A 26,192-nucleotide genomic window follows, 5' to 3' on the forward strand; every position below is an offset into this window, starting at 1 on the left:
CCATGCAACTTGATCTGATTGTCCGCGCACGCGAGATCCTCACTCTGAATCCAGTGCGCCCCTCCGCCACCACAGTCGGCGTCATCGGCGACCGCATCGTCGGGTTCGACGAGGAGATTGCGGGGCTAGACGCGGCGCAGACCCTCGACTTCGGCGCTGCGTGCATCACACCGGGCCTCATCGACGCCCACTGCCACACTGCGTGGTGGGGGCTGGGGCTCGCAGCGCTCGATCTGAGCCGCCTTCGCGGGCTCGACGAGCTCTACGCGATGATTGCTGCAGAAGTCGCCCGTCTTGAGGCGCTGGGGGATACGACCTCCTGGGTGCACGGGACGGGCTTCAACCAGTCCCATCACGGCGGCAGCTTCCCAAGTATCACGCGACTCGACGAGCTCACCGGCGATCGCCCACTGTATCTGCGACACACTTCCGGGCACGCGTCGATCACGAACACCGCGACACTGCGGCTCGTGGGCGCGGAAGATCCGGCCTTCGCCGACCCCGTCGGAGGCGTGGTGGTGCGCGACCACGCAGGAGCTCCCACGGGGCTTGTGGAGGAGGCCGCGCAGGGGCTCGTGCAGGCCCTGCTGCTCCCGTACTCGACCGATCAGCTGGTCACAGCCCTCGAGGCAGCGACCTCACGCTACGCCGCCGAGGGGATCACGAGCTTCTCTGAGGCCGGCGTGGGCGGGGGTGGATCGGGCACAGTCCCATCGAAGTCGCCGCCTATCAGGCCGCCGCGGAACAGGGTCGGCTGCACGCACGCGCTCAGCTGATGCCTGCCTTGGATGCGCTGCATCCGATCGCAGCACACGCCGCAGACTTCAGCGGGGAAGGAGCCGGGGCCGGCCTCGACCTCGGGATCCGCACCGGCTTCGGCGATGACCGCGTGCGCTTCGGCCACGTGAAAGTCTTCCTCGACGGGTCCCTGCTGGGTGCCACCGCTGCAGTAACTGAAGACTATTGCGGACACGAGCACAATACGGGCTACCTCCTCGACGAGCCAGAGGTCTACCGCGAGCGCGCCCTCGGCGCATACCGCGCAGGATGGGCGCTCGCGCTGCACGCGATCGGCGATGCCGCGATTGATCTTGCGCTGGATCTCATCGCTGAGGCGCAGGAGCGCTACGGTGTGCGCGAGATCCCGTGTCGCATCGAGCACTTTGGGATTGCGCGCCCGGATCAGCTCGTGCGCGCGGGTGCGCTGGGCATCGCGGTGACCCCGCAGGCCGGGTTCATCGGGCCCATCGGAGATCAGATGGCGGATCAGGTGGGTCCAGAACGCTCGGCCTGGCTGTATCGCGGGCGCTCGGTGATCGATGCCGGGATCGTGCTCGCCGGATCCTCGGACCTGCCCGTCGCGGACAACAACCTGCGTCGTGGGATGCAGTCCGCGGTGGATCGCCGCACGGACAGCGGGGCGACGCTCACCGCGAGTGAGGCGATTACCCCGCTCGAAGCACTGCAGACGCATACGGAATGGGCGGCACGCGCGACGGGGCAGCTCGCAGCGAAGGGAACGCTGGAACGCGGAAAGCTCGCGGACCTCACGGTGTTCTCAGGGTCGCCGCTGACCGCGCCAAGCATCGCGGAGCTGGACATCGTCGCGACCGTCGTCGGCGGCGAGCTGAGCTACGACAGCCGCGGCTGATCCGGCCCATTTCGTAGCGCAGCGCTTCCCATGAAAGGACTCACCATGACCGACTCCCTCGGAGCCCCGAACGATGCCTCGTTCCTCGCGGACTGGGCCACCCACTCCGCGTTTGGAGCGGTCCCCAACACCAACGGTGTCGATCGCCAGGCCGGCAGCGCGGCTGACGGTGCGCAGCGCAAGTGGTTCGAGCAGTTGCTCACCTCGCGCGGCTTCACCGTGCTGCGCGACGAGATTGGCAACCAATTCGGTCTGCTTGAACTCGTGCCCGGAGCGCCGTACGTGCTGACAGGGTCCCACATGGACTCGCAGCCCACAGCCGGCCGCTTCGACGGAGCCTACGGCGTCATGGCGTCCGCGTACGCCTGCTTCCGCGCGGCGGACGCGCTCCGCGCGGATCCTGCAGCAGCGCGCTACAACCTGGCGGTGGTGAACTGGTTTAACGAAGAAGGGTCACGCTTCAAGCCTTCGATGATGGGCAGCTCGGTGTTCACCGGCAAGCTGCCGCTCGAGACCGCACTCGCGACACCTGATCCGCAGGGCGCAACGGTAGCCGAGGCGCTGAGCGCGATCGACGAACTCGGAGCGGGCCCCGTGCTCGGGAGCGGCACTGATCGCAGAGTTGCGTCGTATGCCGAGATCCACGTGCAACAGGGGCGCAGCATGGAAGAAGACGGCGTCACGATCGGGCTCGTGAACGCGACGTGGGCGGCACACAAGTTTGAGTTCCGGGTGAGCGGAGAGCAGGCGCACAGCGGGGCGGCCCTCATGGCCGACCGCAGGGATGCACTGCTCGGTGCCGCGCGGCTCGTGGTCGCGGCCCGCGAACTGGTGGACGAGTTCGAAACGGGGCAACTGCACACCGCCTGCGGTGAGCTGAACGTCTACCCCAACTCGCCGGTCGTCGTTGCGAGTGAGGTGCAGTTGCTACTGGACCTGCGCTCGCCGAGCTCCGAGGTGATCCGCGCCGCGCACGCCTCGCTCATGGCCACCGTGGAACGGGTGCAGCGGGAAGACCGAGTCACCATCGAAATCGTTGCAGAGCATGCCTGGGATCAGAATCCGTACCAGGAAGAGGGAGTGGAACTGGCGCGCGCTGTCGCAGAAGAGCTCGGGCTCACGCACGATCGGGTGATGACTGTCGCAGGCCATGACTCCACCAACATGAAAGACCAGGTGCCGACGGTAATGCTGTTCGTGCCAAGTGTTGCCGGAGTGTCGCACAACCTGGAGGAGTTCACCCGAGACGACGATCTGCTTGCCGGCATCGCCCACCTCAGCGGAGTGGTCGCGCAGCTGGCCAGCGGTGCTCTGACCGCCGAGTAGTTACGGCGGGCTCCCGGTGCCGGTCAGTCCCACCCGAACACCAGCGCAGGGTGCGTGAGGCGCCACCACAGATCCGGTGCAACGATCGCTGCGGCGGTGACGACGGGAACCTCGGCGTCGCCGGTGGGAGACATGACGGTGACGACTCCGACGCGCTGACCGGCTGTGCCCGGCGTGACCGGATCCAGTGCCACGTCGCGGCTCGCAGCCTCGCCGGGCAGGAGCACCGTGCTGGCGCTGCCATCGGTGACGAGCTCGATCTGCTCACCGTCGATTGTGGTCGCCGTGGCGATCACCTCCTGCGGGTGCACGAGTTGCAGAGGCTGGGCCGCACCGTCCATCGCGGTCAGCAGTGCGCTGCTCGCGTAGGCGCGATCCGGCCCCGAGTCGCGGCCCAGCACCGCGGTGAACTTGATCACGGGCCTCCCAGCAGCGTCACTCTCCTGCGCGGTCACGAGGTTGAAACCCGCCGAGCTGGAGCGACCCGTCTTGAGCCCGACGACGCCGGGAAGCTTCGTGAGCAGCGGATTCGTGTTCTTCACGGTCCCGATGCCCCACGGCAGATCTGCGCTGTGCATGCCCGTGAACTCGGCGATGGTCGGGTTCGCGAGTGCGAGTCGCCCGATGCGCACGACATCCGCAGCGCTCGCCACGTTTGCCTCATCCATCCCGGTCGGTTCGGCAAGGAAGAGACTGTCGAGTCCGTGACGGTCGGCCCACTCGCTGACAGCGGCGGAAAAGGCCGCATCATCTCCAATGGTCATCGTTGCATACGCCGCGGCGAAGTCGTTGGCTGAGGGCAGGAGCGCAAGCGTCAACATCTGCCGGGTGGAGACCTCGGTACCGATCGGGATCGGGAACGCGACGCCGTCCTGCGCAATGTAGCCTGCTTGGCGCGCGGCGTCTTCCCCTGACCACACATGCACTGCTCCGTCGGCGCCCGGCTCCAGCGGAACGCGCTCCAGCCCGACGAGCACGGTCACGAGCTTCGAGATGCTCGCGATCGGGCGCGGCGCTGGATCGTTGCTCCACACCTCGTCGCTGTCTTGCCAGCCGATTGCGGCGGCGCCACCGGTCTGAGCGTCCACCGCAGCCTGAGCAGTTTCGGTGGCTGCCGTTGCCGCGGCGGCGGTCATCTCATTCCACTCGGTCTGATCGGCACCAGTGACGCGCGGCGCCGCGAGCGGGGTCATGGCGCACGCGGCCGTGTACCCGCCAGCGCCGAGAAGGAGCGCGACGGTGACCCCGCCAACGATCCACGGGCCACGGCGGCGCGATGGGTGGCTCGCCGCTGGATCGGGAGTGGTCATCAGTCCAGCCTAGCCGCGCCACGCGCGTGATTGCACAGAGTTCAGGGGTATCGCTGTGCCAGGATCCGCTCGGCGGATGGGGAGATGCTGGCAGGATGGCCGTACACCGCCGCGTTTCCGCGGCGACCGACCGTGCCGACCAGGTGCGTGGCGGCTCACTCGATGCCCCAGGAGGCCCACCATGACCGCATTGATCGCCGGGTACGCGCGCACACCGTTTACGCGTTTCACGGGTCAGCTTGCCGCTCAGCCTGCGACAGTGCTCGGCGCACACGCCGCCGCTGCAGCGCTCGAACGCGCCGGAGTGCGGCCGGATCACGTTGACGCCGTGGTTGTCGGCCAGGTGCTCCAGGCCGGTGCAGGCCAGAACCCCGCGCGGCAAACGGCCGTGGGCGCAGGCATCCCGCTCACGGTCCCAGCGATCACGCTGAACGCAGTGTGTCTCTCCGGCGCAGAGGCCGTATCGCAGGCGGTTCGGCTGATACAGGCTGGCGAAGCGGAGATCGTTGTCGCTGTCGGCCAGGAGTCAATGTCACTCGCCCCCCACGTCACCCCGCTGCGCGCCGGCACGAAGTATGGCACCGTGCAGCTCATCGACACCGTCGAGCGGGATGGCCTCTCCGACGCATTTGACCAGGTCGCGATGGGCGCGCTCACCGAGACCGGGAACGGTGCACACGGGCTCACCCGAGCCGAACAGGATGAGTTCGCAGCGGTGTCCCATCAGCGTGCCGCAGCCTCGGCCGAGTTCCTTGCGGCCGAGATCGCACCGTTCACCGTCTCGTCACGTCGCGGAGACACGGTAGTGGCGGCCGACGATGGCGTGCGCGCCGACACGACAGCCGAGGGGCTCGCCAAATTGCGCGCCTCCTTTACCACTGACGGCACGATCACGGCGGGCAACGCCTCGCAGATCACCGATGGCGCCGCCGCGCTCGTGATCGTCAGCGCCGCCGCGGCGGAGCGGCTCGGTCTCACACCGATCGCCAGCGTCGAGGCGACCGCGTTTGTGGCCGGCCCCGATACCCATCTGCACTCGCAGCCGGCCAACGCTATTGCGGCGGCACTCGCGAAAACGGACGGAGCAACTGCGGCCGACTTGGCGGCGGTGGAGATCAATGAGGCCTTCGCCTCGGTCGGGATCCAGTCCACTCGTGAACTCGGGATCGATCCCGTGATCGTGAACCAGCACGGCGGGGCCATCGCGCTCGGCCACCCGATCGGCGCCTCGGGCGCCCGTATTGTCGGGACGCTGGCCCGCCAGCTCGCCGCCGCCGGATCCGGCACCCTGGGTGCTGTGGGGATTTGCGGCGGCGGCGGGCAGGGCTCAGCGCTCGTGCTGCGCGCGGTCTAGCGGGCTCAGCGCTCGGGCTGGCGCGCAGCTGGGAGGGCTGCGCGCTCGTGCTGCGCGCTCGTGCTGCGCGCCAGTGCTGCGCGCGGCTGGATGGTGCGGAGCACGGCCGGATCGTGCCGAGCCCAGCTGGATCGTGCCGAGCCCGGTTAGATGATGCCGAGCCCAGCTGGAACGCGCCGGCTTATCCTTCGTTGACCGCGGCCATCACAGCCGCGGCGACGGCAGGCGCAACACGCGGATCGAGCGCGCTCGGCACGATCCGATCGTGCGCCAGATCCGGTGCTGCCAGGTCCGCAATGGCGTGCGCGGCCGCAAGTTTCATTGCGAGCGTGATCCTGCGCGCACCCGCGTCGAGTGCGCCGCGGAAGATTCCGGGGAACGCGAGCACATTGTTGATCTGGTTCGGGTAGTCGCTGCGACCCGTTGCCACGACTGTCGCGTACTGCGCGGCAACGTCGGGGGTGATCTCCGGATCCGGATTCGAGAGCGCAAGGATGATCGCGTCATCGGCCATGCCAGCAGCGTGCTCCTCAGGCAGCGTCGACGACGAGACGCCCACGAAGACATCAGCTCCGATCAGCGCCTCACGGGTGCCGCCAGCGATCCCGCGCGGATTTGTGCGCTGTGCCAGGTCGAGCTTCACTCCGGTACTGCCGGCAAGATCGGTGCGGTCGAGTTGCAGGGTGCCCTTCGAATCAATCACGATGACATCGGAAATGCCGGCCGCGAGCAGCATCTCAGCGACCGCGACACCGGCGGCCCCCGAGCCCGAAATTACGACGCGGAGCCCGGTGAGCGGCTTGCCCACCACCGTGCTCGCGCCGAGCAACGCTGCGAGCACCACCACGGCAGTGCCGTGCTGATCGTCATGCATGACGGGCATGTCGAGGGCCTCGATGAGTCGGCGCTCGAGTTCGAAGCAGCGGGGTGCTGAGACATCTTCGAGGTTCACCGCGCCAAAGCTCGGCGCGATCCGGACCAGCGCTTCCACAATCTCGTCGGTGTCCGTCGTGTCCAGCACGATGGGGATGGAGTTAAGCCCGCCGAAGGTCTTGAACAGCGCCGACTTGCCCTCCATTACGGGAAGCGATGCGCGTGCGCCGATGTCACCGAGGCCGAGCACCGCGGTGCCGTCGGAGACGACCGCGACGAGACGCGACGCCCACGTGTGGCTCGCGGCGAGCGCCGGATCGGCCGCGATCCCGCGACTGACCTGAGCCACGCCCGGCGTGTACGCAATGGAGAGGTCGCGCGCTGTCTCGATGGGGCGCTCGACTCCGACGGAGAGCTTGCCGCCCTCGTGCGCAGCGAAAATCTCTGCTTCGGTGATGGGGGCGATGGTCGGGGTGGGCGTTGGCGTGGGTGTCGGTGTCGGTGTCGGTGTCGGTGTCGGTTTTGGTGTTGGGGTGGGCGTTGGCGGAACTGCGGGTGCTGCACCTGCCGGGGCTGCTGCAGTCGTTCCGGAGGGATGCTGGGTACTCGTCACGGTCGATCTCACTCTCGTTCGGGTGCCCCGGACCACTCGGCTCGGCGTGGGGTGCGAGCCACGGTGCGACGGTGCAGCGCGTGGGATGCCGGGGCGTGGGACGTGCGATGGCCGTGGAGCCACATGGCGGCGAACTCGCACCGGATTCGGTACGAGGTTCCCTGATTCTGAGTGGGAGCGCAACGGGGGTGGGGATGCGCGCCGGGCCGGATCGTGGTGTCGGGTGTCCGCCGGGAGTGGCGCACTCGGAACTTTCGCTATTCTCCAGAGCTTCGGGCGCGAAAGTCAAGCACTTCGCCCCCTGCCCTCCCCGGTGAAACGATTCATGGGTCGAATTTGGGGGCTTCGGGCGGGCGAAGCCCCAAAATTCGACCCTTGGAACGATCCAGCGGGGAGGGGCCGCTCGGCCCGGAGCCTCGCAGCCGCTCGGCCCGGAGCCTCGCAGCCGCTCGGCCCGGAGCCTCGCAGCCGCGGGGTCCCGCGGTGGCGGGTGCCCGAGCGGCTACGTGCGTACTTCACCTACGCGTCGAGTGCCGCCGAGCACTATTCCCGCGACGACCTGCGCCGCGCCGATCGCGAGCAGCAGCGCGAGTGGAACGACCCACCCTCCGCTCGCCTCATGCAGGGCTCCGAACGTGATTGGTCCGGCCGCGGCGATCAAATAGCCTACGGACTGCGCCATCCCGGAGAGCGCGCCCGCCGTCCAGTGGTCGGTCGCCTTCTCCACCATGAACAGGAGCGAGATGCTGAGCGACATGCCGGATCCGAGGCCGCCGAGCATGATCCAGGGCGTTGGATCAGCTGGGAGAAGCACGACGCAGGCGAACGCGCCTGCGATGATGACGGGGATCACGGCGGGCACCCAGCGCCTCCCACGCCCACGGTAAACGAACGGAAGCAACAACGAGCCCGCGATCGCGACGATTTGGTAGAGCATGACGTCGATCCCGGCCTCGACGGGTGAACGCCCGGCCGAGGTGGAAACTGGGGCGAGCCAGGTGGCAATGATGTAGAACAGCGCAGCCTGGAGCCCCATGTAGCACGCCACCCACCACGCGATCGGGTCGAGCCACACTCGACCCCCAGCCCCGCCGGATCCGGTGGCCGCACCCGCACCCGCACCTCCACTCCCCGCTGTGCCAGTGTGCGCGCTCCCCGCTGGGCTCGTGTGTATGTTCCCCGCCGTGCTCGGATCCTTTGTGCGCCGCGACCTGGTCGCAGTGACCCACACCACAATTGCGACGGGGATGAGCGCGCCGGTCGTGAGCAGCGCGAACCGCCAGCCGAGTGCACCGCCCCCAATGTCGAGGGCTGCGACGGGCACGACGTATCCGGCAGATACCGCGCCGAGACCTCCCAGCAGTGCCGTGTACAGCCCCATGACAAGCGGCACGCGAGTCTCGAAGTCGCGCCGGATCACCGCTGGGAGGAGCACGTTCCCAATGGCGAGAGCCGCGCCGATCAGGGCGGTGCCGAGCCAGAGGTGAAGGGGGCCGCCGGGAAGTGACCGCCACACCGTGCCGATCAGGAGTGCGACGAGCGACCAGGTGATTGTGCGGGAGAGGCCGAGCCGCACGCTCAAGCTGTGCGCGAGCGGTGAGACGACAGCCCACGCGATGAGCGGTACCGAGGCGAGCCAGCCGAGCGCCGCTGCACTCACGCCCTGGTCTGCTGCGATCTGTTCGAGGAGAGGGCCAACCCCGGTGATGGTCATCCGCATGTTGACCGCGACGAGACACACCGCGACGAAGAGGAGCACCCAGGGGCGAGCGTCGCTTCGTGGCTTGGTCACGCCTGACCCTATCGCAGAGCTGGCTGGCGTACCTCGTGTCTGCGCCGCTCAGTTGTCACGCGAGGCGGCGCAGACGCGAGATCAGCCCGGAAGTCGAAGAGTGGCGGCTCGAGCACCGGGTGAGAGCGGGGAGGCCCGCCGCCCCGCTCCTGGAGGGGAGCTACACGAGTCGGCGCTTCGGAGACACTGAGTAGGTGTGTTCTGGGTCCCGGTTCACGGTGTCCCCGAGGGCTTCGTCGATTGCGCTCAACGTGTCGGCGTCGAGCGTGATGCCTGATGCCTTGACCGTCTCCGCGAGCTGCTCGGGTCGGGAGGCGCCAACGAGGGCCGCGGCGACACTGGGGTTCTGCAGCACCCACGCGATCGCGAGCTGCGGCATGGTGAGTCCCGCTTCGGAGGCGATCGGCTTGAGTCGCTGGACAGCAGTGAGGATGTCGTCGTGCAAGAACGATTCGATGAAATCGGCACCGGACTTCTCATCTGTGGCGCGGGAGCCGGCGGGCGCAGGCTGGCCGGGCAAGTACTTGCCAGAGAGGACGCCCTGCGCCATCGGGGACCACACGATCTGCGAAATCCCGAGCTCATCGGCAGCCGGAATCACTCGTTCCTCGATGACGCGGTGGAGCATCGAATACTGCGGCTGATTCGAGATCAGCTGCACGCCGAGGTCACGCGCAATCGCGTGGCCCTCGCGCAACTGCTCAGCAGTCCACTCTGAGACGCCGATGTAGAGCGCTTTCCCCTGGCGCACCACATCGGCGAACGCCTGCATGGTCTCCTCGAGCGGGGTTTCATAGTCGTAGCGGTGTGCCTGGTAGAGGTCGACGTAGTCGGTGCCGAGGCGGGTGAGTGAAGCGTCGATCGACTCGCGGATGTGCTTGCGGCTCAGGCCAGTGTCGTTCGGGCCCTTCGGCCCCGTCGGGAAGTACACCTTGGTGAAGATCTCCAGCCCAGCGCGGCGTTGCCCCGCCAGCGCGCGCCCGAGCACCGACTCCGCTGCGGTGTTCGCGTACACGTCAGCGGTATCGAATGTGGTGATGCCTGCGTCGAGGGCGGCGTGCACCGTCTGCACAGCCGCCTCCTCGGCCACCTGTGACGCGTGTGTCACCCAGTTGCCGAACGTGATCTCCGAAACTTTGAGCCCGCTGTTGCCGAGGTATCGATAGTTGACCATGCCTCCCACTGTAGGACGGCAGCACTATCGTCCGGCGGGAAAGTTACTGAGAATAACTACAGCAGGCCGCGCACGCGCACGGAGAGGCACGTGGGGCAGCCCTCAAGCTTTTCATACTCGGCGATCGGCACTTCGGTGACGGTGTAGCCGAGTTCGCGCAGCATCTGCGCGGTCTTCGGAGCTGAGGCCGAGATGATGAGCTCGCTATCGCCCAGGATCACGACTGCGGTGCCGTGCGGCTCGGGCACAGGGAGGAACCGGTCGAAGATTGCGGGATTGTCGACGAACTCGGGGTAGCCGATGACCGTGCCGTCGGGCAGCGCGGTGACCGCGGTCTTGAGGTGCAGCACCTTCGTGACGGGCACGGCGACGACCTGTGCGCCAAGCGGGGTGAGGTGACGGCGCAGCTGCGCGATCCCCTCGCCGTTCGTGCGGCCGCCGCGACCCACGTATACGGTGTCACCCACCTTGAGCACGTCGCCCCCGTCGAGCGTCCCTGGCTCACGGATCTCCGCGATTGCGCAGCCAAGCTCCTCAAGCGCCTTGCGGGTGCCCGCGGTTTCCGCCTTGCGGCTGTCGGCGCCTGGGCGGCTGATCACGGCGACGTTCTTGAACATCACGACAGTGTCTTCGATGAAGACTGAGTCAGGGCAATCGTCGGCCGGATCAACTTCGATCGTGGTCCAGCCGTGTGCCTGGAGCGTGGCAACGTAGCCCTGCCACTCCTCGCGGGCGCGGTCGAGATCGACCGCCACCTTCTCAATGTGGTCGACGATGCCGTCGTCGAGCTTCGAGCTGGGCTGGCGTACGAGGGCGATCTTCGACATATCTCCGCGCTTCTGCTGGGTGGGTCTGGTTAGTTCAAGCGTACCGGGTGTGTGCAGTGCGTCTGACTCGCGCGGACCGGGAGCCGTGTGGGGTGTGCAGTTGACTCTCGTGATCGGCGCAGGAGTGAGTGCCGCGCTAGTGCCCGAACACCTCCGGATCGTGGTGGGTGGCTGCGCCAACGTCGAGCGCGGAGATGGCCTGCATCTGAGCTGGAGTGAGTGAGAAGTCGAAGATGTCGAGGTTTTCGCGCTGCCGTGCCGGATCGGACGACTTCGGTGCCGCGGCGATCCCTTGCTGCACGTGCCACCGCAGCACCACCTGCGCCGGTGTTTTGCCGTGCTCGGCTGCGGCGGTCAGCACAGCGGGTGAGGTCAGGAACGCACCTCCCCGCCCGAGCGGTGAGTATGCCGTCGTGACGATTCCGAGCTCGTGGTGCACGCGCTGCAGCTCGGGTCGAGTGTGTTCCGGATCAAGCTGGATCTGGTTCACTTCTGGGAGGAAACCAGCGTCGACGACGCGGGCGAGGTGACGCGGCGTGAAATTGGACACGCCAAACGCGCCGATTCTGCCCTCTGCGCGAAGCGCTGCAAGCCCGCGTACGGCGTCCACGTAGCGATCTTGATCCGGATTGGGCCAGTGCACCAGCAACAGGTCGATCTCGGTGACCCCGAGGCGGTGGCAACTCGCTTCGAAGGCGGTGCGGGCGCCGTCCACGCTGTGGTGGGCACGATTGAATTTGGTGGTGAGGAAGATCTCTTCGCGTGGGATCCCGGAGTTGCGGATTCCTTCACCGACGCCACGTTCGTTGCCGTAGTTCTCAGCAGTGTCGATGTGGCGGTAGCCGGAAGTGAGTGCGGAAGCGACGGCTGCAGCAGTCTCGGCGTCGTTCATCGGCCACGTGCCAAGCGCGAGCACCGGCATCTGGGATCCTCCCGCGAGCGGGAGAGTGGGGGCACGAAGCGGCACGGAGAACTCCTCTACTGGGCTGGCCCGCGTTGCGGGTGGGGGAGCAGATGCGTCTGTCGCACTGCCCTCCCAGTAGACTACGCGGGTGCTCTGCCAGGCGGCCGAGCAGCGATGGGGGAGTGGGTACGTGCGGGCGTTGGGCGTGTTTTGGTCCGGTCAGCCGCGGCTCCCCTGGCGGCGGTTGTTGCCTGCGGTTGCTGGCATTGCGCTGCTCGTGGCGTTGCTGGGGCTCGTTGGCCGGGCAGACGACCACATTGCGCTTTTCCTAGGGTTTGCCCCGAGTTGCCTCCTGGTATTCGTGCTGCCAGAGGCTCCCGTGTCGCAGCCGGCCGCAGTGATCGGCGGCAGCGTGGTCTCCGCGGTCGTCGGCGTCATTGCGGCGTACACGCTGCCATTCACCTGGTGGAGTGCAGCGCTCGCCGCTGCGGTGGCCACTGTGGCGATGGCTGCGCTGCGCATCATTCACCCGCCAGCCGTCGCAGTTGCCGTGATTGCGCTTTCCACCGGGGCTGACTGGATGTTCCTGCTGCTGCCCGCGCTCGCGGCCCCCGTGCTGATTGTCGTGACCGCGCTCGTGTGGCATCGGCTCAGCGGTATCCGCTACCCGGCTCCCGGCATGCTCGGGAGTGGGCGAGTGGAGCGGCATCCGCGCGAGGACTAAGCCCGCTCGCGGAATTCGCTGTTGCTGATCGGGGTTGCTGATCGGGCGGTGCTGATTGGGTCGCACCGTTCCGGTGAAGTTGATCGGGTCGCACCGTTCCGGTGAAGTTGATCGGGTCGCATCGTTCCGGTGGTCCTGATCCAGCGACGAATCCGTCGCCTGGATCAAGCGCCGCAGATGCGACCTCGGAGAACTCACGCCAGAGATCCCGCACGACAACCGCGAGACCGCAGATCCGACACCACCGATCCGACACCACCGATTCTGCGCGACAGTAGCGACACCACGGGTCCCACTTCGCAGATCCCGCACCACCATGCAGTGCCCGCTGGTGTCGATCGCGTTCAGGGATTTCACTGGCGCAATTCCTCCGCTTCCGTTAAACTTGAGTCAACATCACTCAAGTTTGTGGCACGGAGTGCGGGGGCACCCCGCTTCCGCACCCACGGCACTGCGGAACGGAAGGGACCCACATGCAGGCAAATTGGCAGCCCGCCCAGGGCGAAGGCGAACAGTCCGCCCTCGAGCAGTTTGGCGTCAACCTCACCGAGGTCGCCCGCTCGGGCAAGCTCGACCCGGTGATCGGACGCGACGCTGAGATTCGCCGCGTGAGCCAGGTGCTCACCAGGCGCACGAAGAACAACCCAGTGCTCATCGGCGAGCCAGGCGTCGGCAAGACCGCCGTCGTAGAGGGCCTCGCGCAGCGAATCATCGCTGGCGACGTTGCCGAGTCGCTCAAAGACAAAGAACTCATCTCGCTCGACATCTCCGCGCTGATTGCAGGCGCGAAGTATCGTGGTGAGTTTGAGGAGCGCATGAAGGCGGTGCTGGCTGAAATTAAGGAATCAGACGGCAAGATCATCACCTTCATTGACGAGCTGCACACGCTGATGGGGGCAGGTGGTGGTGAGAGCTCAGTCGCGGCATCGCAGATGCTCAAGCCGATGCTCGCGCGCGGTGAACTCCGCCTGATTGGCGCCACCACGCTTGATGAGTACCGCGAGTACATCGAGAAGGACGCTGCGCTCGAACGCCGCTTCCAGCAGGTGTATGTCGGTGAGCCGTCTGTGGCGGACACGGTGGCCATCCTGCGCGGGTTGAAAGAGCGATACGAAGCCCACCATAAGGTGACGATCGCGGATTCCGCCCTCATAGCTGCGGCGGCACTTTCGGATCGGTACATCACCGCGCGGCAGCTGCCCGACAAAGCGATTGACCTCATCGATGAAGCGGCGAGTCGGCTCCGCATGGAGATCGACTCCGCACCGATGGAGATCGATGAGCTGCGCCGCGCAGTCGACCGGCTGAAGCTCGAAGAGCTCGCGTTGAAGAAAGAGAAGGACGACGCGTCAAAGGAACGTCTCGCGAAACTGCGCGAAGATCTCGCAGTGAAGCAGGCTGAACTGGATGTGCTCGAGGAGCGTTGGGAGCGAGAGCGCGCCAGCCTGAACCGTGTGGGCGAATTGCGCGAGAAGCTCGACCAGCTCCGTATGGAGGCCGAGGCCGCCCAGCGTGAGGGGCGGCTTGAGCAGGCGTCGAAGCTGCTGTACGGGGAGATCCCGGTGATCCAGAAGCAGCTCACCGAGGCTGAAAGCGCCGAGGCTGCTGACGAAGCCGGCGGCGAACCCCGCATGGTGAACGAGCAGGTCACTGATGAGGACATCGCGAGCGTGGTGGCGGTCTGGACGGGGATCCCCGTGGGGCGGCTGCTGCAGGGTGAGACCGAGAAGCTACTCGCGCTCGAAACCGAGCTTGGGAAGCGCTTGATCGGTCAGGGGCAGGCCGTCGAAGCGGTTGCTGATGCGGTGCGGCGCACTCGTGCGGGCATCGCGGATCCGAATCGGCCGACCGGCTCGTTCCTGTTCCTGGGGCCCACTGGGGTGGGTAAGACAGAGCTCGCGAAAGCGCTTGCGGAGTTCCTCTTTGATGATGAACATGCGATGGTTCGGATCGACATGTCGGAGTATGGCGAGAAGCACTCGGTCGCACGACTCGTGGGTGCCCCTCCGGGGTATGTCGGGTATGAGCAGGGTGGTCAGCTCACTGAGGCCGTGCGGCGGCGCCCGTACTCCGTCGTGTTGCTCGACGAGGTCGAGAAGGCGCACCCCGAGGTGTTCGACGTGCTGCTGCAGGTGCTCGACGACGGTCGGCTGACCGATGGTCAGGGCCGTACGGTGGATTTCCGCAACGTGATCCTGATCCTCACCTCGAATCTGGGGAGCCAGTACCTCGTGGATCCGGATCTCGTTTGGGCCGAGAAAGAAGAAGCCGTGCGCGAGACGGTGCGGCGATCCTTCAAACCAGAGTTCATCAACCGACTCGACGAGATGGTCATCTTCCACCCGCTGTCCGAAGCCGATCTTGCGCAAATTGTTGAGCTCGCGATTGACCGGATGCAGGTGCGCCTCGCGGATCGCCGGCTGACGCTGGCAGTGACGCCCGAGGCGCGTGGCTGGCTCGCTTCGCGCGGTTTCGATCCGAACTACGGTGCGAGGCCGCTGCGGCGCCTGATGCAGAAAGAAATTGACGACCGGCTCGCGCGAGCGATCCTGTCTGGTGAGGTGCGTGACGGCGCTGCGGTACGGGTGGACGTTGCTCCGAGCGGGGACACACTCGCGCTTGCGGTGATGCCAGGGGTGTAGCGCACACCGCCCACGGCGATCACGGCGATCACGGCGATCAGGGCGATCCCGGCGATCCCGGCGATCACGGCGATCCCGGTGATCAGGGCGATCCCGGTGAGCCCACCGCTCGCTCGTGATCCGGGAGTCTGGTCGCAATTCCGGAGCGGCTTACATGGCCCGGTGTGATTTCCTCGTGAAATTGCACCGGGCCATTCACGTGGGCACGTTCCCAAAAAGATCACAAATTGGTAACGGGGTCCGCTAGGCTGTGAGCCATCGCGCGGGGGATGCGCGGGGCAAGGAGGCCAGATGCGCGAGTTGGGAACAGTGAAAACGCGACGGGCGATCCGGTTCGGGCTGCTCGCCTGGACCTTGACGACGGTCTTCATTATTGGCTTCGGCACCAACCCGCACGCGGCCGCTGCCAGCGTGCTGCAGACACACGGCGCACTGCAGCGCACAGACGTCGTGGGCATCATTTCGCACCGAGGCGCCGCAGCCATCGCACCAGAAAACACCCTCGCTGCGATGCGTTTCGCGATCGAGCAGGGCGTCGAGTTTGTCGAAACGGACGTGCACCTCACGGCAGACGGTGTGCCCGTGCTCATGCATGATCCGACGCTTGACCGCACCACCTCTGGCAGCGGTGAAGTCGCAGCGCACACCCTCGCAGAAATCCAGGCGCTCGATGCCGGGAGCTGGTTCGGGCCCGACTTTGCCGGCGAGCCGGTGCCGACGCTGGCGGAATTTCTCGACGAGCTAGCGCGATCCAGTGTGCGCGCGCTCGTCGAGCTGAAAGGGGAATGGACCCCGGAACAGCTGACCGCCGCCACAGAGCTCCTCCGTGCCCGCGGCATGGTGAACCGGGTGGCTCTGCAGTCCTTCGAAGTGGATACGCTGACCGAACTCGTGGAGATCGCCCCGGAGTTCGCACGGATCCTACTCACCCGTGAGTGGGATGCCACCACGGTCGAGATCGCCGCCGAACTGCAAGTTTCCGCAGTCGGAGCACGAGCCAAGCTTTTTGATGCGCGTCCTGAACTCATTGGCCAGATCCAGGGGCTCGGCATTGGCACGCTCGTGTACACGCTGAACTCCCAGCGCACCTGGAGCGAAGCCGCTGAGCGAGGAATTGACCTCGTGATCACCGACGACCCGGTCGCGTTTGCGGCGTGGCGGGACGGGATCAGCGACTAGGCGTCGGGTGAGAGCGTGTCCGCCAGCGACCGCTCGAGCAACAGCCGCAGCACGTCCTGATCCACCTTGCTCAACCGGGTGAGGTACAAGCAGACCTTACTCGCGCGGTGCGGACCAAGCCGCTCCAGCAAGTCTGGCCAGCGCTCGGCGAAGTCGTTGGCGAGATAGATCGTGTGCTGGCGGGGCCCCGTCGCGAAGGCCAGCAGCGGGGCCCGGCCGCTGTGCCCGGATTCGTAGCGGTACTCAACCTCACCGAAGCCAACGATCCGGCCCGCCCAGACCACTGGCTCTTCGCCGCTGAGCTCGCGGAAGAGCGCGAGCAGTTCGTCTGCCTCAGCGCGACGTGGCCCGGTGGCAAGATCAAGTGCGACCTCGACCGGGAGGTCAGACGGGGACATGGCCGGCTGTTGTGCGCTCATGACTCGGGACTCCAAACACGGTCTCGGCGGGTAGGACGGCTGCAGTACGGTCACTCTGGAGCGTAGCGCGTTCGGGGCCGGTATGGCACTGATGTGGCGCTGGTATCGCGCCGATCCGGCACCGGCACCGATCTGGCACCCGCGACGATCCGACACCGATCTGGCACCAGCACCGCACCGTGGCCGTGAAAGCGTCGTAATACTGCGACATGGAGGAATGGTGCGCGATAGCGTGATGTTGCCGAGAGGGACAACGTTGCTCTCCCAACTGTGAAGGACTGCCAAGTGACTCAGAATCCAACGACTCAGATTGCACGGACCCGCATCGGAACTTCCGAACTTGAGATCACGCCGCTCGCCCTCGGGGCAAACGTGTTCGGCTGGACCGCGGATCGTGACGCCTCATTCGCCGTACTCGACGCGTTTGTCGCCGGAGGCGGGAACTTTATCGACACAGCTGATGGCTACTCGCACTGGGCGCCGGGTCACTCCGGAGGGGAGTCGGAGACGATCATCGGTGAGTGGCTCGCCGAGCGCGGCAACCGCGACAGCGTCGTGATCGCCACAAAGGTCTCAACGCACCCGCAGTTCCCTGGTCTCGCCGCTTCGAACATCCACGCCGCGGTCGATGCCTCACTCGCGCGCCTCGGCATCGACACGATTGACCTCTATTACGCACACTTCGACGACGCAGAAACACCGCTCGAAGAGACGGTCGAAGAGTTCTCAGCGCTGGTTGACTCCGGCAAGATCCGCGCTATTGGAGTCTCGAATTACACCGCAGAGCGCATCGCCGAGTGGTTCTCGATCGCACGCGCTGGGGGGTTCCACCTGCCCGTCGCTCTGCAGCCGCACTACAACCTGGTCGAGCGCGAGTTTGAGACGAACGGGCTCCGTGAGATCGCGGAGCGCGAGCAGCTTGCCGTTTTCACCTACTTCTCACTGGCGAAAGGCTTCCTGGCCGGGAAATACCGCGAGGTCACCGACGCGACTGCTCCCGGAGCGAGCGCCCGCGCCGAGGGTGCAATCGCGTACCTCGATGACCGGGGACGCGCGGTGCTCACAGCGCTCGACGAGATTGCCGCAGCCCACGAGGTCGAAGTTGCCACCGTCGCACTCGCATGGCTGCGCCAGCAGCCGGCGGTCACCGCGCCGATTGCGAGCGGCCGCACGCCCGAGCAGTTGGCTGCGCTCCTGGCAACGTTCACGACGGAGCTGAGCGACGCTGAGCTTGTGCGTCTGACCGCGGCCTCGGCGTAGCGCCCGCGCGTCGAGCTCACGCAGGACATTCCAGCTCGTTCGGACGGAAGCACGCGAATTCCTCCTGCGTGAGCTCGAATTTCCTGCGTGAGTTCGGGGTGCCTGCGTGAGTTCGGGGCATGTGCGTGAGTTCGGCGTGCTCGCGTGAGCTCGGGGTGTGTGCGTGAGTTCGGGCGAGGTCCGGGCTGAGCCTCGTCGACCTGAGACCTAGGCTGAACGCTGGGCTGACAGGGCAGCGCTGAAAACCGAGTCGAACTCTGCTGCGCGCTGAGCTCAAACGTCAACGCAGCGCAGGATCCAGGTGCGTCGGTTCCCCGCCCAGGAGAGTTGCCGCGACGGCGGTCTCAGCGAGCTGTTCCGGATCGCTCCGCAGCGGGTCAGCGTCGAGCAGGACGAGATCGGCGATAGCACCGACGCCGGGTCGGAGCGGACCGCGCATTGAGGCGGCGAGGGCGACCGCGACGGGCAGACGCTCCTCGGGCACCCAGGGGCGCTCGCCCGGCTTGGCTCGAAGTACGGCAGCCTCGATCCAGCGCCACGGATCCAGCGGGGCCACCGGCGCGTCCGAGCCGAGCACAAGGTGTGCTCCGCTCGCGTGCAGGGAGGCGACCGGGAACGTGCGGCGATCGCGCCCTGGCCAGTGGAGCGCCATGCTCTCCCGGTCGTCCACCAGGTGCTCGGGTTGCACACTGGCGGTGACTCCGAGCGCAGCGAACCGGCCGAGATCCTCGTCGCGCAGCAGCTGAGCGTGCTCCATCCTGCCGCCGCGGCCGAGCCGCTCATACGCATCGAGTACCTGGGTGCAGGCGCGGTCGCCAATGGCGTGGATGGTGAGCCCGAGCCCCGCAGCGGTCGCGCGGCCCATGAGGTCGTCGAGTGCTGCGGCGGACACGAGTGCGCGACCGTGGCCGCCTCCGGGATACGCATCACAGCACCACGCGGTCGTGGTGCCCAGCGACCCGTCGGTGATGATCTTCAGCGGGCCGACGTGGATCCGGCCACTGCTGCTGAGGGGGTTCCGGTGCGGCGCCCTTCGCCAATGGCGCGGTCGAGCTGATCCGGGTAGATCGCGGCTTCCACGCGCAGGAGGTCGAAGCCGCTGGCCTCGCGCCTGATCCAGTCGTCGATGGACCAGCGCATTTCGAGGTCCACGATGCCGACTACCCCGCGCGCGGCGGCTGCCTGGGCAGCGCGGGTCACGAGTGCGTCCAACTCCGCTGGGTCGAGCCGGTCGATTTCGCGCAGCAGTGCGAAGCAGTCGTCTTCGATCAGGTGGCCGTCGCCCGTCACTGGGAGACCACGGGCCGCGAGTGCGGCGGAGTTCAGCCACACTCCATGGAGATCGCCTCCGATGACGACGACAGGGCGCGGGCCGGCGATCGCGTCGAGCGCCGTGCGAGTGAGCGTATCCGTCCAGGCGCCAGCGCGTGCCCGTACGGCAATACACTCGGGGGCGGTGGGGCCAGCGTGGCGTCCGGATCCGGCATTGCCGCTCGTTCCCGGCCCGCCATCTCCGCCAATTCCCGGCCCGGCGCCTTGTTCATCCGCTCGTAGCCAGCCAGCCAGCAGATCGAGCGCGGCGGCAGCGGATCCGGCTGCGCTCAGATCGAAACGGGTCGATTGCTGTGCCCACTGCCCAAAGTGCACGTGCTCGTCCCACAGGCCGGAGGTGAGGAAGCGTCCAGCCGCGTCGATGCCGCCGGGCAGCGCGGGGAGCTCACCCGCCGGGGTGATTGAAGTGATGCGAGCACCAGCGAGCGTGACGTCGACGGGGGAATCTTGTCCGAGGAAGCGGACGGCGCGCAACTGCGAAATCATGCTCGCTACGCTACTCGGTGCTCGAGGCGAGGCGAGGCGAGGCGAGGTGAGGCGCCTGGCGCCCTGGACCGGCGCCGTTCACCGGCACTCAGGCAGGAAATCCGAGCTCACGCAGGATGAAATCGCCGAGTTCGACCTGCGTGAGCTCGGTTCTCCTGCGTGAGCTCGAGTTTCCGGAGTGGGATCGAACCTCCTGCCTGAGCTCGAACCTCCTGCGTGGGATCGAGTTTCCTGCGTGAGCGCAGTTCTCCTGCGTGAGCTCGAAGGCACAGCGCGACAACGGACGGTGGGCGCACGTCCACGCAGCATCGTGCCCAACCGGCCTAGAGATTTAGCGCAGCAGGCCCATGCGTTCGTAGACCGTATCGAGCGTGCGGTTCGCCACTTCGTTTGCGCGCGCAGCGGCGCCTGAGAGCAGGCGGTCGAGCTCGGCCGGATCTGCCAGCAGTTCTTCCGTGCGGTTGCGCACGGGGGCGAGTGACTCTTCAACCACCTCGACGAGGCCCTTTTTGAGGTCGCCGTAGCCGCGGCCCGCGTATTCAGTTTCGATCGAATCGATCGTGCGTCCGCTCAGCACCGAGTAGATGGTGAGCAGATTTGAAACGCCTGGCTTCGCCGCGCGATCGAAACGGATCTCTCCCTCGTCGTCGGTCACGGCGCGCATGATCTTTTTCTTCGTGACGTTCGCGGGATCCAAGACTTTGATGAGGCCTGCCTCGGTCTCGGCAGACTTTGACATCTTCGCCGTGGGCTCCTGCAAATCGTAGATCTTCGCGGTGCCTTGCGGGATCTGTGCCTCCGGCACCACGAACGTCTCGCCAAAGCGGCTGTTGAAGCGTGTCGCGAGGTCGCGCGTGAGCTCCACGTGCTGGCGCTGATCTTCGCCGACGGGTACGGAGGCGGCCTGGTAGAGCAGGATGTCTGCTGCCATGAGGATCGGGTACGTGAACAGGCCGACCGAGGCCGTGTCTGCTCCGAAGCGCTGTGACTTGTCTTTGAACTGCGTCATGCGACTCGCCTCACCGAATCCGGTGAGCGTGTTGAGCACCCACGCGAGTTCGGCGTGTGCCGAGACCTGCGACTGCACGAACAGCGTCGATTTGGCGGGATCGATCCCTGCCGCAATGTACTGCGCGGCGGTGCGCCGCGTGCGGGCAGCCAACTCCGCCGGATCCTGCCCGACCGTGATCGCGTGCAGATTCACGACGCAGAAGAACGCGTTATAGTCTTCCTGCATTTTGGTCCACTGGCTCAGCGCGCCAATGTAGTTGCCGAGTTGCAACGAATCGCTTGAGGGCTGCATGCCGGAGAAAAGGACAGGCTTGGGGGTGGCGTTCATGTGTGTTCAGTTCCCAGAAGTGTTGAGGGCGAAAAGTGAGGGGGCGCGGTTGCCCAGTGGTGGGCCGGGAGGCCAGGAACCGCTAGCTGCCGAGGCGGTAGTCGACGACGACCGGCGCGTGATCCGACCAGCGCTCAGCGTATGACGCTGCGCGGTCGATGGTGTAGTGGGTGACGCGCTCTGCAAGCTGCGGCGTGACCACGTGATAGTCGATGCGCCAGCCGGTGTCGTTGTCGAATGCCTGGCCGCGATTGGACCACCAGGAGTACGGGCCGTCGACCTCGCCGGCCCAGCGGCGCCCCACGTCTGCCCAGCCGAGGCCGATGCCCTCGGTTCCGTCAACGCCGGTGATCGCGGCGCCCTGTGCTCCAAAGAAGCGATCGAAGTAGGCGCGCTCCCGCGGCAGGAACCCGGCGCGCTTTACGTTGCCCTTCCAGTTCTTGATATCGAGCTCGCGGTGCCCGACGTTGAAGTCACCCACGATCGCGACGTTCTCGCGTTCGGCGGCCAACTCACTCATTCGTGTGCCCATCGCGTCGAGGAACGCCCACTTCGCATCCTGCCGTGGGGTGTCCACCTCGCCAGAGTGGGTGTAGTTGGAGATCACCGTGAATGGGGTGCCATCGAAATCGAAGTCGGCCTCGAGCCAGCGCCCGGAGGACTGAATGTGCTCTTGTGCATCGGCGCTGCCGAGCCCGATTCGATGCGCGACAGGAGCAACGCGGCTCGCAATTGCAACGCCAGCACGGCCCTTGATTTCGCACGGATCGTGCAGGAAATGCCAGCCCTGGCTTCCCAGGAACTCCTCGAGGTGCTCGTCTTGCGCGCGCACCTCTTGGAGAGCGAGGACATCGACGTCGCGATTCGCGAGCCATTCGCCCATGCCCTTGCGGTAGGCGGCACGGATGCCATTGACGTTAACGGACGCGACGCGCAGGGTTTCGACCATGGAGGACAGTCTACGCGGGGGCACCGACACGGCGGGTGGGTGCGCTGGAATCAGGCGGTCAGCCTCCCTGCCGCCGGGCGAGAATTGGGCCACCCTAGGGATGCGCGGCCGAGATCTCCCGTGTGTCCAGCTCGGCTAGAACACCATGGGACGGTCGTACTCGTCCTCGAACGTGCCGCCCAGCAGCGATGGATCGATGTCACAGACGACGGGAACGTGGTCGCTCGGCGCATCGCCTCTGCGCTCGTCGCGGTGGATCGATGCCCCGGTGACGGCGTCAGCAAACGCGCGCGATCCCATGATGAAGTCAATCCGCATGCCCTCGTCTTTCGGGAAGCGGCCGGCTTTGTAATCCCAGAAGGTGTACCCCTCCGGGACGATCGGGCGGACGACATCCTCGACGAAGGGGGCGAACGAGGCGAACATCTTACGCTCTGGCGCCGAGACGTGGGTGGACTTGCCGACTGTGAAGCTCGGATCCCCCATGTCGCCGTCGAGTGGGGCGATGTTCCAGTCGCCCATGAGCGCGAGCGGCAGTTCGGGATCCTCATCGAGCCAGGCCTCAGTGTCGCGTCGGAGCGCCTCAAGCCAGTTCAGCTTGTACTCGAGGTGCGGATCTTCGAGCGCACGGCCATTGGGCACGTACAGGCTCCAGAGCCGCAGATCGCCGACGGTGACGCCGAGCGCGCGGGCTTCCAGCGGCAGTCCATTCGGTCCGGTCCCCTGCGTGTCCTCCTGGCCCTTGATCGGCGCACCGAAGCCGGGCATGTCGGTAAATCCGCGTGCGACGTCGGTCATTTCGTGGCGGCTGGCGATCGCCACGCCGTTCCACTGGTTCAAACCGTGAATTTCGACGTGGTATCCGGCATTCTCAAAAGCCTCCAGAGGGAACTGATCTGGACGGCACTTGATCTCCTGCATTGCGAGGACATCAATGTCTTCGCGCACCAGCCAGTCGACCACGCGGCCGAATCGAGTGCGGATCGAGTTGACGTTCCAGGTGGCGATGCGCATGGGTCCAGCCTATCTGGCTGAGATTTTTCCCCCAGTTTCACTCACGATTTGAGAAACTAGAGCACCGGGGCCAACAATATGTTTGTACATAGTCCATAGGTGCACGTAGTACGGGGGTGGGGCAATGCGGCTGAACCAGTCTTTCCCCGAGCCCGGAACGCCAGGAAGCCCCATCGCCCTGGACCGCCAGCGCGCGAGTGTCGCAGCCGCGATCCCGGAACTCCTGGAGCGGGTGAGCGAGGCGCTCGCCCCGCAGGGTGCGGTCGTGGTCCTGCTGGGCGACGCGGGGACCGGTCGCCTCGCCATCGCCGAGGAATCCGCACTCGCGTTCATGCGCGCCGTAGCGGAGCCCATCAGGCTGGTGGTGCTCCCGCAGCCGCCGCACGCTACGAGCGGCATCGCCTCCGTCTTTACTCCGGATTTCCCCGACGCCGGTGCTGGTGAGGGCGAAGCAGCCACGGTCGCAATGCGAATCGTCGCTGAGATCCTCGGCGACGCAGTGGGCGACGCAGTGGGCGACGCGGCGGGCGACGCGGGGGACGACGCGGCGGGCGACGCGGGGGACGACGCGGGGACGGGCAGGGAAGGCAGGCGCGACGCCGAAGCAGCAACATGGCAGGCCGATTCTTCCGCCGAGTCTGAGGCGAGCGAAGCCAGTGCCACGCGTGACCCTGTCCACCCGCAAGCCTCGCAAGCTTCGCAAGCCCCGCAAGCCCCGCAAGCTTCGCAAGCCGTACTGATCGCCCCCAATGTTGACTTCTACGCACCGCACGATGCGCGCGTGCTCGAAATTGTGCTGCGGGATCCGAGGATGCGCGCAATCGGAACTGCGAGGCAGCTCACGAGCTCGGTTGAGCGGCTCGGGATCGGAGCAGGGCGCACTCGGATTTCAGTCGCCCCGCTCGATCTCCACCAAGCGGGGGTGTACCTGGGTGCCCTGCTCGGGGTCGACCGGATCGAGGCGGAGACGCTGCGGCGTTGGCACGAGGCAGCTGGCGGCAATAGCTACGCACTTGCCGTCCTCGCGCTCTCCAGCGATGGATCAGGCGCGCTTCGCCGCAGCCGCGGCACCGCGTGGACCACCGCAGATACCGATGACGTGCCGAGCGAGTATGCGCGAGTGCTCATCGGCACCTGTACTCCCGAAGAGCTGGAAGTACTGGAACTCGTAGCTTTGGCCGAGCCAGTGACCGAGACCGTGCTGCTCCGCAGCGTGGATGCCGCGTGCCTCTCGGCCCTCTTCGAGCGCGGACTCGTGGTGTCACGTGCGCACGCCGAGGGGCTCTCGCTCGTCGCAGGCCATCCGCTCCTCGCGTCGTTGCTGCGCTCAGGCATGTCGCCGGTGCGCAGGATCCAACTCAACGACCAGATCTTCCGTGTGCTCTCGGACGATCTCGGCGCGCTCGACCCGATCTACGCACCCGAGCGGCTGATGCGCCTCGTGGTGTTTGGAATTGAGGGCGGGCACGACCTGCCATTCAGCTGGCTCTGGGCGGCATTCGAACTCATGGTGCGCGGCGGCGATCCGCGTCTCGTGCTCAATCTTGCCCTCGCCGTGACCGCGCACCCTGGCGCAGATGCGATGCAGGCTGGTGCGGCCGCGCTCAGGGCCTACCGGCTGGCACGCCTCATCGGGGATACCCGAAGCTTGCGACCGCTGCTAGGAATCATGCAGCACATGCTCGATCGCTCTGAGAGTGCCGCCCAGATGACGCCGATGCTGCGCGTGCGGATCGCGGCAACGCTCATCAAACAGGGCGTGTGGGATGACGGCGATGTCGACATCGCGCTCGCTGCGTTTGAGGGCTTGGAACTCAGTGTCGCCGCCGAGGACGCTCCCGTCATTGAGGCAGTCCGCAGCGCCAGAGTGCAGTCGCTTGCATATGCCGGTCGACTCCGCGAAGCTGCACTCGCCGCTCCGGAACCGGAGGTCTCCTCCGATCTGAAAGCAGAGTGGGTGCGCTCGCCCGCGCGTGCGATCGGCACCCTGATCCTTGACCAGCAGGGCGCCTTTGGCCGCGCAGTTGCCAGCGCCGAGAATACGCGGATGCTGAGCAGGCTCGGCCCGCGTGTGCGCCCCGATTTCGTGGACATGCAGGGGTTCTCCTGGCTGCTGGGGTACTGGGTGAGCGGCAGCACCGAGTCTGCGCGCCAGGTGCTTGAAGAACTTGTCACCGAGGCCACAGCAGATGCGCACGCTGAAGCGCACTACTCCGGTCTTGTGGAGGCGGGCGCCGTGCTGATCGCGGTGCAGGAGGGGCGCTGGGCTGATGCCACCCAGGCTGCCGAGCGGCTGCTCGACCGGCTGGGGCGCCATGACAGCTGGGGGCTCGCGCCACTGATCCAGAGCGTGCTTGCGCTTGCACTCGCCGTCCTCGGTGAGCGTGATGGGGCGGTGCGTGCGATCCGGGCGGCCACGGTGCACACGAGGGGAATCGGGCAGGCCGTCGGAGGTCACCGCAGGCTCCTGGTGCTCCGCGCGCGGCAGTGGCTGCGCGACCCGGACACCATGGTGGAAGCCGAGCGGCTCGCGGCGTGGGCGAACGCTGAGGGCTGTCCCTCATTGAATTGCAGGCACTGCACGTGATCGCGTTCGAATCACGGGCGGTGCGTCCTGAACTGCTGGAACGGGTACGCGCCCTTTCTGCGGACGTTGACCCGCCACTCGGAGGCGCGTATCTTGCGCATATCGAGCGGATCGAGGCTGGGCCCGGCGCGGGGGCCAGGGATACCGACGAACCCGAAGTGCGCATGCTCGCCGAGCTCGGCGTCTGGCTCCCGCTGCCACCCGCCGCTGGACTCACCGCGCGTGAGCGCGAGGTGGCCCTCCTCGCGGCGCTCGGGCACAGCAGTCGCTTCATAGCTGAGCGGTTGCATATTTCGGCGCGCACCGTTGAGACACACCTTTCGAACGTGTTCGCCAAAGTGGGGGTGGAGAATCGGGACGAGCTCAGAGTGTGGGCCGCCCGGGATCGAGCCGGGGCCGGATCCGCGCCCGTTGTTCCGGCGCAGGGCTGAAAAAGT

Annotated in this window: 22 protein-coding genes; 10 read left to right on the plus strand and 12 right to left on the minus strand. The window is 66.5% G+C overall.

Annotated features, from left to right (window positions below; translation table 11 throughout):
* The first annotated feature begins 2 nt into the window (after positions 1-2).
* From K1X41_RS15985 to K1X41_RS10250, 3 genes are read left to right on the plus strand one after another with little or no spacing between them, the layout of a single operon-like run.
* Positions 3-776 carry an amidohydrolase family protein gene (locus K1X41_RS15985; protein WP_309478044.1) on the plus strand — a complete coding sequence of 258 codons (774 nt, stop codon included), beginning with the start codon at positions 3-5 and terminating at the stop codon, positions 774-776.
* Positions 755-1,651, plus strand: coding sequence for an amidohydrolase (locus tag K1X41_RS15990; RefSeq protein WP_309478084.1), 897 nt, complete (start codon positions 755-757; stop codon positions 1,649-1,651). The genes K1X41_RS15985 and K1X41_RS15990 overlap by 22 nt, the downstream gene beginning before the upstream one ends.
* Positions 1,652-1,696: 45 nt before the next feature.
* On the plus strand, positions 1,697-2,977 hold the full coding sequence (locus K1X41_RS10250; protein ID WP_220174533.1) for a M20 family metallo-hydrolase: 1,281 nt from the start codon (positions 1,697-1,699) through the stop codon (positions 2,975-2,977).
* Positions 2,978-3,000: 23 nt separating this feature from the next.
* On the opposite strand, the gene K1X41_RS10255 is transcribed toward K1X41_RS10250, so the two are convergent.
* Positions 3,001-4,287, minus strand: a complete 1,287-nt coding sequence (locus K1X41_RS10255) for a D-alanyl-D-alanine carboxypeptidase family protein (RefSeq protein ID WP_220174534.1) — start codon at positions 4,285-4,287, stop codon at positions 3,001-3,003.
* Positions 4,288-4,468: 181 nt separating this feature from the next.
* On the opposite strand from K1X41_RS10255, the gene K1X41_RS10260 reads away from it, so the two are divergent.
* Complete coding sequence (locus K1X41_RS10260) at positions 4,469-5,641, plus strand: acetyl-CoA C-acyltransferase (protein WP_220174535.1); 1,173 nt, start codon at positions 4,469-4,471, stop codon at positions 5,639-5,641.
* A 181-nt stretch (positions 5,642-5,822) separates the two neighbouring features.
* Here the strand turns inward: K1X41_RS10260 and K1X41_RS10265 are convergent, their stop codons facing one another.
* The 5 genes from K1X41_RS10265 to K1X41_RS10285 form a co-directional block, all read right to left on the minus strand.
* Positions 5,823-6,980: an NAD(P)-dependent malic enzyme gene (locus tag K1X41_RS10265; RefSeq protein WP_132206711.1), complete on the minus strand. Its 1,158-nt coding sequence runs from the start codon at positions 6,978-6,980 to the stop codon at positions 5,823-5,825.
* A gap of 649 nt (positions 6,981-7,629) precedes the next feature.
* Positions 7,630-8,919 carry an MFS transporter gene (locus K1X41_RS10270; RefSeq protein ID WP_220174536.1) on the minus strand — a complete coding sequence of 430 codons (1,290 nt, stop codon included), beginning with the start codon at positions 8,917-8,919 and terminating at the stop codon, positions 7,630-7,632.
* Between the two features lie 160 nt (positions 8,920-9,079).
* On the minus strand, positions 9,080-10,093 hold the full coding sequence (locus K1X41_RS10275; protein ID WP_133616466.1) for an aldo/keto reductase family protein: 1,014 nt from the start codon (positions 10,091-10,093) through the stop codon (positions 9,080-9,082).
* 56 nt (positions 10,094-10,149) lie between these two features.
* Positions 10,150-10,920, minus strand: coding sequence for a dimethylargininase (gene ddaH, locus K1X41_RS10280; RefSeq protein ID WP_133616467.1), 771 nt, complete (start codon positions 10,918-10,920; stop codon positions 10,150-10,152).
* A gap of 136 nt (positions 10,921-11,056) precedes the next feature.
* Complete coding sequence (locus tag K1X41_RS10285; protein ID WP_243736037.1) at positions 11,057-11,887, minus strand: aldo/keto reductase; 831 nt, start codon at positions 11,885-11,887, stop codon at positions 11,057-11,059.
* 85 nt (positions 11,888-11,972) lie between these two features.
* On the opposite strand from K1X41_RS10285, the gene K1X41_RS10290 reads away from it, so the two are divergent.
* From K1X41_RS10290 to K1X41_RS10300, 3 genes are all read left to right on the plus strand, one after another.
* Complete coding sequence (locus tag K1X41_RS10290; protein WP_220174537.1) at positions 11,973-12,548, plus strand: HPP family protein; 576 nt, start codon at positions 11,973-11,975, stop codon at positions 12,546-12,548.
* A 473-nt stretch (positions 12,549-13,021) separates the two neighbouring features.
* Positions 13,022-15,190 carry an ATP-dependent Clp protease ATP-binding subunit gene (locus tag K1X41_RS10295; protein WP_220174538.1) on the plus strand — a complete coding sequence of 723 codons (2,169 nt, stop codon included), beginning with the start codon at positions 13,022-13,024 and terminating at the stop codon, positions 15,188-15,190.
* Positions 15,191-15,481: 291 nt separating this feature from the next.
* Positions 15,482-16,369 (plus strand): glycerophosphodiester phosphodiesterase, encoded by an 888-nt coding sequence (locus K1X41_RS10300; protein ID WP_133616470.1) that lies wholly within the window; start codon positions 15,482-15,484, stop codon positions 16,367-16,369.
* On the opposite strand, the gene K1X41_RS10305 is transcribed toward K1X41_RS10300, so the two are convergent.
* Positions 16,366-16,788, minus strand: a complete 423-nt coding sequence (locus K1X41_RS10305) for a DUF1801 domain-containing protein (protein WP_220174539.1) — start codon at positions 16,786-16,788, stop codon at positions 16,366-16,368. The two genes, K1X41_RS10300 and K1X41_RS10305, sit on opposite strands and share 4 nt — an antisense overlap.
* A 285-nt stretch (positions 16,789-17,073) precedes the next feature.
* On the opposite strand from K1X41_RS10305, the gene K1X41_RS10310 reads away from it, so the two are divergent.
* Positions 17,074-18,048, plus strand: a complete 975-nt coding sequence (locus tag K1X41_RS10310; RefSeq protein WP_258566434.1) for an aldo/keto reductase — start codon at positions 17,074-17,076, stop codon at positions 18,046-18,048.
* A gap of 280 nt (positions 18,049-18,328) precedes the next feature.
* Here the strand turns inward: K1X41_RS10310 and K1X41_RS15710 are convergent, their stop codons facing one another.
* The 5 genes from K1X41_RS15710 to K1X41_RS10330 all read right to left on the minus strand — a co-directional run bounded on the left by K1X41_RS15710 (position 18,329) and on the right by K1X41_RS10330 (position 23,168).
* Positions 18,329-19,042, minus strand: a complete 714-nt coding sequence (locus tag K1X41_RS15710; protein ID WP_258566734.1) for an amidohydrolase family protein — start codon at positions 19,040-19,042, stop codon at positions 18,329-18,331.
* Entirely contained in the window at positions 19,024-19,866 is an 843-nt protein-coding gene (locus K1X41_RS15715; RefSeq protein WP_258566435.1) for an amidohydrolase family protein, read from the minus strand. Before K1X41_RS15715 ends, K1X41_RS15710 begins: the two co-directional genes overlap by 19 nt.
* Positions 19,867-20,197: 331 nt before the next feature.
* Entirely contained in the window at positions 20,198-21,205 is a 1,008-nt protein-coding gene (gene trpS, locus K1X41_RS10320; RefSeq protein WP_220174540.1) for a tryptophan--tRNA ligase, read from the minus strand.
* 82 nt (positions 21,206-21,287) lie between these two features.
* A complete protein-coding gene (locus tag K1X41_RS10325) occupies positions 21,288-22,154 on the minus strand; it encodes an exodeoxyribonuclease III (RefSeq protein WP_133616474.1) in 867 nt (288 codons plus the stop codon).
* Positions 22,155-22,289: 135 nt separating this feature from the next.
* Positions 22,290-23,168, minus strand: a complete 879-nt coding sequence (locus K1X41_RS10330) for an exodeoxyribonuclease III (RefSeq protein ID WP_220174541.1) — start codon at positions 23,166-23,168, stop codon at positions 22,290-22,292.
* Positions 23,169-23,292: 124 nt separating this feature from the next.
* On the opposite strand from K1X41_RS10330, the gene K1X41_RS10335 reads away from it, so the two are divergent.
* Both K1X41_RS10335 and K1X41_RS10340 read left to right on the plus strand, forming a co-directional pair.
* Entirely contained in the window at positions 23,293-25,755 is a 2,463-nt protein-coding gene (locus K1X41_RS10335) for a hypothetical protein (RefSeq protein ID WP_220174542.1), read from the plus strand.
* Complete coding sequence (locus K1X41_RS10340; protein WP_220174543.1) at positions 25,752-26,186, plus strand: helix-turn-helix transcriptional regulator; 435 nt, start codon at positions 25,752-25,754, stop codon at positions 26,184-26,186. The genes K1X41_RS10335 and K1X41_RS10340 overlap by 4 nt, the downstream gene beginning before the upstream one ends.
* Positions 26,187-26,192 lie beyond the last annotated feature (6 nt).

This window comes from Leucobacter luti, from assembly GCF_019464495.1.
Classification (GTDB): domain Bacteria; phylum Actinomycetota; class Actinomycetes; order Actinomycetales; family Microbacteriaceae; genus Leucobacter; species Leucobacter luti_A.

What these genes read in the sequence shown, in the direction of transcription:
- K1X41_RS15985 (WP_309478044.1), top strand. Translation starts at nt 3, where the DNA reads ATGCAACTTGATCTGATTGTCCGCGCACGCGAGATCCTCACTCTGAAT.
- K1X41_RS10250 (WP_220174533.1), top strand. Translation starts at nt 1,697, where the DNA reads ATGACCGACTCCCTCGGAGCCCCGAACGATGCCTCGTTCCTCGCGGAC.
- K1X41_RS10255 (WP_220174534.1), bottom strand. Translation starts at nt 4,287, where the DNA reads ATGACCACTCCCGATCCAGCGGCGAGCCACCCATCGCGCCGCCGTGGC.
- K1X41_RS10260 (WP_220174535.1), top strand. Translation starts at nt 4,469, where the DNA reads ATGACCGCATTGATCGCCGGGTACGCGCGCACACCGTTTACGCGTTTC.
- K1X41_RS10275 (WP_133616466.1), bottom strand. Translation starts at nt 10,093, where the DNA reads ATGGTCAACTATCGATACCTCGGCAACAGCGGGCTCAAAGTTTCGGAG.
- ddaH (WP_133616467.1), bottom strand. Translation starts at nt 10,920, where the DNA reads ATGTCGAAGATCGCCCTCGTACGCCAGCCCAGCTCGAAGCTCGACGAC.
- K1X41_RS10295 (WP_220174538.1), top strand. Translation starts at nt 13,022, where the DNA reads ATGCAGGCAAATTGGCAGCCCGCCCAGGGCGAAGGCGAACAGTCCGCC.
- K1X41_RS10300 (WP_133616470.1), top strand. Translation starts at nt 15,482, where the DNA reads ATGCGCGAGTTGGGAACAGTGAAAACGCGACGGGCGATCCGGTTCGGG.
- K1X41_RS10305 (WP_220174539.1), bottom strand. Translation starts at nt 16,788, where the DNA reads ATGAGCGCACAACAGCCGGCCATGTCCCCGTCTGACCTCCCGGTCGAG.
- K1X41_RS15715 (WP_258566435.1), bottom strand. Translation starts at nt 19,866, where the DNA reads ATGATTTCGCAGTTGCGCGCCGTCCGCTTCCTCGGACAAGATTCCCCC.
- trpS (WP_220174540.1), bottom strand. Translation starts at nt 21,205, where the DNA reads ATGAACGCCACCCCCAAGCCTGTCCTTTTCTCCGGCATGCAGCCCTCA.
- K1X41_RS10325 (WP_133616474.1), bottom strand. Translation starts at nt 22,154, where the DNA reads ATGGTCGAAACCCTGCGCGTCGCGTCCGTTAACGTCAATGGCATCCGT.
- K1X41_RS10330 (WP_220174541.1), bottom strand. Translation starts at nt 23,168, where the DNA reads ATGCGCATCGCCACCTGGAACGTCAACTCGATCCGCACTCGATTCGGC.
- K1X41_RS10335 (WP_220174542.1), top strand. Translation starts at nt 23,293, where the DNA reads ATGCGGCTGAACCAGTCTTTCCCCGAGCCCGGAACGCCAGGAAGCCCC.